Origin of the sequence: Sphaerisporangium sp. NPDC049002 (assembly GCF_040649355.1) — a bacterium.
In the GTDB taxonomy this organism is placed as follows: domain Bacteria; phylum Actinomycetota; class Actinomycetes; order Streptosporangiales; family Streptosporangiaceae; genus Sphaerisporangium.
Genome location: NZ_JBEZFH010000307.1, coordinates 1 through 6,317, shown reverse-complemented (window position 1 = coordinate 6,317; position 6,317 = coordinate 1). Strand labels below are relative to the sequence as shown.

The 6,317-nt window shown below is 71.6% G+C and carries 5 protein-coding genes and 1 riboswitch; of the genes, 1 reads left to right on the top strand and 4 read right to left on the bottom strand.

The window, feature by feature from the left end; translation table 11 throughout:
- The 3 genes from AB0B89_RS33960 to AB0B89_RS33950 form a co-directional block, all read right to left on the bottom strand.
- The coding region (locus AB0B89_RS33960) for a ribonucleotide reductase N-terminal alpha domain-containing protein (protein ID WP_358561085.1) at nucleotides 1–445 on the bottom strand (445 nt) is incomplete at its 3' end.
- Nucleotides 446–561: 116 nt separating this feature from the next.
- Nucleotides 562–762, bottom strand: a riboswitch (cobalamin riboswitch).
- A gap of 167 nt (nucleotides 763–929) precedes the next feature.
- Nucleotides 930–2,153, bottom strand: a complete 1,224-nt coding sequence (locus tag AB0B89_RS33955; protein WP_358561082.1) for an RNA ligase family protein — start codon at nucleotides 2,151–2,153, stop codon at nucleotides 930–932.
- Nucleotides 2,154–2,175: 22 nt separating this feature from the next.
- Nucleotides 2,176–3,138: a tripartite tricarboxylate transporter substrate-binding protein gene (locus AB0B89_RS33950; protein ID WP_358561079.1), complete on the bottom strand. Its 963-nt coding sequence runs from the start codon at nucleotides 3,136–3,138 to the stop codon at nucleotides 2,176–2,178.
- A 215-nt stretch (nucleotides 3,139–3,353) separates the two neighbouring features.
- On the opposite strand from AB0B89_RS33950, the gene AB0B89_RS33945 reads away from it, so the two are divergent.
- Nucleotides 3,354–4,775 (top strand): DUF234 domain-containing protein, encoded by a 1,422-nt coding sequence (locus AB0B89_RS33945; RefSeq protein ID WP_358561077.1) that lies wholly within the window; start codon nucleotides 3,354–3,356, stop codon nucleotides 4,773–4,775.
- A 73-nt stretch (nucleotides 4,776–4,848) separates the two neighbouring features.
- On the opposite strand, the gene AB0B89_RS33940 is transcribed toward AB0B89_RS33945, so the two are convergent.
- The coding region (locus AB0B89_RS33940) for a glycosyl hydrolase (RefSeq protein ID WP_358561074.1) at nucleotides 4,849–6,317 on the bottom strand (1,469 nt) is incomplete at its 5' end.

The window sequence follows — 6,317 nt, the reverse complement described above, 5'->3', positions numbered from 1 at the left end:
AGATCAGCCGGTAGAGCTCCGCGGCCTCGGCCACCGTGCCGGCGAGCCCGCAGGCCACGCGCAGGAAGAAGTGCTGAGGCGCCTCCAGCACGCCGCGCGTGACGGGGTGGCGCAGCAGGTAGCGGTCGTAGACGGTGCGCAGCCCGAAGTACTCGAAACGCGCGTCGCCCTCGGGGTCGACCAGCTCGTCCAGCACGTCCGCGTTGGCCCGCACGAACTCGGCCAGCTCATCCTGGATCAGCCCCGCCGCGTGCGTGGCGGCGATCGACTCCGAGAACGTCCGCACGCCGTGCGCCGCCGCCTCGTCCGCGATCTCCTCGGCCAGCAGCCCGGCGGCGATCCGGGAGTTGGCGGGATCGGTGACGACCCGGGCGGCGGCCTCCTCGATGGCAAGGCGCCTGTCCCCGGTCTGGTACGGCAGTGGCAAATCGCGTGTCACGGTCACGTGCTCTCCCTCGTTGCGCTCGAATCCCCGCAAGGAGGGCACGCGTCGGAGCACGACCGGCAGGCGTCGCGCCGAGCGGGCAGGCCGGATACCCCGTCCGCGGCCCTCCCTCGAGGCCTGGACGACATGTCACCGGCAGGTCTTCGGACTCGCGGGCGTCTTCTCACGCCTAGTGGCCGTCGCTTCCCAGGCCTTCCGCTGCCCAGTGCTCATGTGACGGCGGTCGTTCCCGCTCACCGCTGCGGGGCAGCCCCGGAATCGCACCGGGTTCCCTCTTACCTCGCTCCGCAGAGCGAACCAGCAACGATCAGGATCCTACATGTAGTGGGCGCCGCCACAACAACCCCTACAGGTTGTGTCAGGGGCCGTTACTTACTGCCACTCGCACCATGGATTACCTCCTCAACGAACCGTGACACGAAATCGAGGGCGCTCTGGAGGGGGAGAGGGGTTGCGGCCGGAGCGGCGTCGCCGGGCGGCGGGATCATCGCCCTGTGCGTCCCCCGGCAGCCGCGCCATCCCCCGCGACCGGGGGACCCCCGGCACGGTGGTCGTGATCGATGCGAGCCAGTGCCGCGACGCCTGTGGCGAGCGCGCCTCGCAGCGCGGTGCGCTGTCCGGGTTCCAGGCCCCCGAGGTCCTCCTCCAGGTCGTCGAGGAGGTCGGTGAGGATCTCCTCGGCCAGTGGTTCGATCGCGGTGGCGGGTCCGAGCTTGCTCAGCACCGCTGCCGCACGCGCCGGGGTGAGCCGCTCGACCGCCTCGGCGACAAGCCATCCCGGGACACCTGCCGCTCCCTCGACCGGCGGCACATACGGCCGGGCACCCTGATAGCGGGAGTCCTCAGCGAAGCGCGGATGCTTGCGTTTGACCAATGGACGCGGGATGGCCCGCGTGCTCGCCTTCCAGCGCCCGGCCGGTCTGAGCACCAGCCCCTCGGCGAGGTTGTCCGCCAAGGCGGGCAACCCGAGCAGTGCGGGGAGCCGGCTGGAAAAGGCCGGCGGTAGTTCGCCGAGCGTGGACAGCGCCCCTTCGGCGAGGCGCGGCACGCAACGCGCTCCCGCCCGAGCGGCCGCCTGGCGCAGGGTGTCATCGGCGAGCCAGACGACGCCCTCTTCGGTCTCGAAGGCCGCGTCAAACAGGATCCATACCAGATCAGGGCAGTACCACACGCCTGTCTGCACTGGTTGGACGCCGGGCACCGCCGTCACCTCAGGATGCGGATAGTGACCGCCGGCCAACTCCCCATAGAGCACCAGGTTGCCATCGAACCCCTCCAGGCCACGCAGGAACCGGGCCATCTCGGCGGCCGTGACCGCCAGATCCGGCCAGATCCGCGACAGCCCGAAGAAGGAGTCGAGCTCCGCCTCCGACAGCAGGACCCGCCGCTTGGCAGGCCATACCGATGTGCCGTCGCACACCACCGCCAGATGCGCGCCGTGGATCTTCTCGGTGGCCACCCACGGGCCGCCGGTGTGCGGGACAGGGCCCGCACGCCGCGCCATCTTCGGGTAGACCGACCACTCGACGTCCATGACCAACCCTTCCGTATCGAAGACCTCACCGCCCGGCCAGAGTAGAGCCAGACCGATCATCGACGACAAGGGTTTTCGGCTCGACGCACGCGGTCGCGACGCTGCCACGCGGTTGGTGCCGGTGACCGAGACGGCGTCGGCGTCGGCGTCGGCGTCGGCGAACGGCCTCGACACTCTCCCCGGCGGCCGTGGCCGCTCAGGCGCGCAGGCCCAGCTCGCCGAGTGCCCGGCTCAGCCGGGCGGACTCCACGCGCAGCCACTGCCGGAACTCCTCGCCCTCCAGGTACAGCGGGGTCCAGCCGTTCCGCGCGCACAGCGCCCTCCAGCGCGCCGAGTCCGCGATGTCGTGGCACAGGCCGATGAGGGCGGCCCGGTCGTCGTCGGCGAGGTCACCGGCACCGAGCAGGCCGCGCCAGTTGGCGCAGGACAGGTGTACGTCGCACTCCAGCAGCGTCGGGGCGTCCAGACCCTGGATGCGGTCGGGCGAGGAGACCGCCAGCGCGTGCAGCTCTCCGGCCCGTACGCGCTCGCGCACCCCGGCATGGCTGCCGAGCGCCGCCACCACGCCCCCGCCCGAGAGCGCGGTGACCGCTTCGTCGCTGGTCGGGTAGGCCACGTAGTGGAGCAGACGCGCGTCCAGGCCGAGGCTCTGGGCGAGCATGCCGAACAGGACGTGGTCCATCCCGCCCTCGGCCCTGCCCGCCACCGCCAGCCTGGCCGGATCGCGCCGCATCGCGTCGGCGAACGCGCCGAACGACCCGAGGCGCGAGGACACCGGGACCACCAGCACCTCCCACTCGCCGCAGAGCCTGGCCAGCGGCGTGGTCCTGGCGAAGGCGCCCGCGGGCCGGACGGTCCGTACGGTGCCGACCAGTTCGGGCTCGGCCATGAGGATCTGGTCGGCGCGCCGCGCGCGGGCGAACTCCGTCAGCGCGACGTGCGGCGGGCGGTTGACGACCCGCACCTGGCCGGCCAGCGCGGCCCGCTCGGCCGTGCCGGCGAGGGCCCGCGCGACCCGGTCGGCCTCGCCCCCGTACGGCCCGGGGACGACCATCGAGAGCCGCGTCGCGGCGAGCGAGCGTGAACCGGTGGTGCTCCCGCATCCCGCGGCCAGCGCCACGAGCCCCGCGCCGAGTGCGAGCACCTCCCGTCGACGCATGGTTCATGCCCTTTCCCCCGATATACGGCTAAATGCCCACTTCAGACCATGTACACACGAAGGTGCGGCAGGAGCGCCCTCCCGGCCAAAGGGCTCGCGTCGGCGTCAGCCTCGGCACACGGCCCGGCCCGGCCGCTCGCCGGTCGAGGTCTAAGACACTCAAACTTGATACTCTCATCTATGAGTGTTTCACCTATGAGTGCCTGCGAGGACGTATGGATGGATTCATCGGCAGGCGGGGAGAGCTCGCCGCGCTCTCGCGCATGCTCGCACGGACCGAGGCGGGAGGCCGGGCAGGACGTCCCGGCCGAGCGGTGCTCATGCGCGGGCGGCGGCGCGTCGGCAAGTCCCGCCTGACCGAGGAGTTCATCGGGCGAGCCGACGTACCCCACCTGTTCTTCACCGCCTCCGCGCAGCCGAGTCTCCAGGCCGATCTTGCGCTGTTCACCGACGCCGCCCGTTCTTCCTCACTTCCGGGAGCCCAAGCCTTCCAGGAACAGGCCCCGCGGACGTGGGACGCCGCTTTGCATCTGCTCGCGGCGGCGTCGCCCGCCGATCGTCCCAGCGTCGTCGTCATCGACGAGATGCCGTACCTGATCGCCAACGATCCGGGGTTCGAGGGCACCCTGCAGAAGGTCTACGACCGGGAACTGTCGAAGCGCCCCGTCCTGCTGCTGTGCATCGGTTCCGACCTGGCGATGATGGAAGCGCTCAACGAGTACGGCCGTCCGTTCCACCAGCGCGCCACCGAGATGGTGATCCCCCCGCTCAATCCGGCCGAGGTCGCCGAAATGCTCTCGCTGCCGGCCGCCGACGCGTTCGACGCGTATCTGGTGACCGGCGGGCTCCCGCTGGTCCTCGACGAATGGCCTGAAGGCGACAGCGTCTTCGACTATCTCGGGGACGCCGTCATGGATCCCACGTCCGCCCTGCTGGTGAGCGGTGAGCGCGCCCTGGTGGCGGAGTTCCCCACCGGGGCCATGGCGCGGCAGGTCCTCACCGCGATCGGCTCAGGAGAGCGCAGCTTCTCTCTCATCGGCCGGGCGGCGGGCGGCATGCCCCAGGCCTCACTGAACAGGGCACTGCACCTGCTCACCACGAAACGGATGGTCGAAGCCCTCGTACCACTCTCCACCCGTCCTTCGAGGGAGACGCGGTACGTGGTGGCGGACCCGCACCTGCGCTTCTGGCTGAGCTTGCTCGGCCCCTATCTCGTGGAGGTGGAGCGTGGTCGCGGCGACCTGGTGCTGCAGCGGATCAAGAAGTCATGGACGGCATGGCGGGGCCGGGCAGTGGAGGCGGTCGTCCGGGAGGCCCTGTTCAGGATGCCAGGCAGCATCCTTCCCGAGGGCACCGGAGCGGTCGGAGGCTACTGGACGCGCACCAACGACCCTGAGATCGACATCGTGGCGGCCGATCGCGCGCCGGTCGCCAAGCGCGTCACGGCCGTCGGCTCGATCAAGTGGCTGGAGAACCGCCCCTTCGACGGCCACGACCTCGCCCGGCTGGTTCTCCACCGCTCCCTGCTGCCGGGAGCGGACGACACCACCCCTCTGCTGGCGGTGTCCCGGAGCGGGTCCACGGTCGACGGGCTGCCCACGATCGTCCCCGACGACCTGCTGAGCGCCTGGAGGTGACGAATGTGCGTCACCCCGCGCATCGCGGGGTGACACGCGTTCGCCGGCCGTGGCGCGGGGGGGCGTTCCGCGTTCAGCCGTCCCGTGACGGGCGTAGTTCGATGGAGGAGACGGCGGGCATGGGGAGGTCGAAGGTGAGGCTGAGGGTGCCGGAGGTGGGGTGCGCGGGCGCCGGGGGGTGGAGGTGGTCGAGGGTGTCGCGGGCGTGCAGCTCGTCCCACTGGTCCGCGTCCGGCCAGTCGCCGCCGCCCAGGGACGCCCACACGGCCTGGATGTCGGAGTGCCCGGCGGCCACGCGGTGGTGGGTCAGCTCGTAACGGTCGGCGGGAAGCCCGTCCAGGGTGAGGGTGACGCGCCGTTCGAGGATCGGGGCGCCTCCCGCCTGGGCCTGGTTGAGCGTGCCGTTCCACACGAGCACCCCGATGCGGCCGTCGTCGTGACGCGCCGCCCACGCCTCGACCCCGGCGACGTCGCCCGTGACCCGCGTGGCCAGCTCGTGGTCGCCGAGCCGTTCGGCCAGGCGGAGCGCGAAGTAGCGGGGCTTGCGCAGGTTGCCGACCGTGAGCAGGCCGAAGCCTCCGTGGAAGAGGCGCGGCGGGCGGCCGAGCTCCTCGAAGTGGTCGGAGGCCACCCAGTGCGACAGCGCGTCGACGCGTCCCGCCGCCGACTTCATCCCGTGGAGCAGGAACGCCGCGCCGAAGGGCCCGTCGCCGATGCCGTGGAAGTGCGTGGGGGTGGGCCCCCACTCGGTCCACCAGATCGGCGTGCCCGCCCTGCCGTGCCTGGCGAGGACGGGCCGCCAGTCGAGCGGGGCGTTGCCGTAGGTGTGGGTGGAGACGAAGTCGAGCGCCGCGCCGGAGCCGGCCGTGTGCGCGATCAGCTCCTCGACCCAGCCGTTGGCCGCGCTTGCCGGGCCGCCCACGCGCAGACCGGCGTCGACGCTCTTCACGGCCGCCGCCGTCACGTCGTACAGCCGGAAGTACTCCTCCGGCGTGCCGCTCCAGAACACCTCCAGGTTGGCCTCGTTCCAGACCTCGAAGGACCAGTTGGCGGCCACCTCGTTCAACCCGTAGCGGTCCACGAGGTGCCGTACGAGCGCCTGGACCAGGTCGCCCCAGCGGCCGTAGTCCTTCGGCGGGGAGATGATCGCCCTGTAGCCGAACACGGTCTTCGACGGGTCGGCGGCCAGGTCGCGCGGCATGTACCCGAGCTCGACCACCGGGCGCAGGCCGAGTCCCATGAGGGTGTCGTAGACCCGGTCCACTCCGGTGAAGTCGTACACCGGCACCCCGTCGACCTCGCGGTACACCCCGAGGTCGTCGCCGAGGATCGCGTGGGCGCGGACCGCCCGTACGCCCAGCTCCTCGTGCGCGAGGCGCAGCGCCCCGGCCAGCTCGGTGCCGATGGGCCGCCCGCCGGTCTCGTCCCGGCTCAGCAGGTGCGACAGGTGCTCCGACCCGATCATCTCGCGCCAGGGGCGCGGCACGTAGACCTCGCGGGCCTCGGAGTCGCCCGCCCCGAGCCGGGCGGGTTGGATCTCCC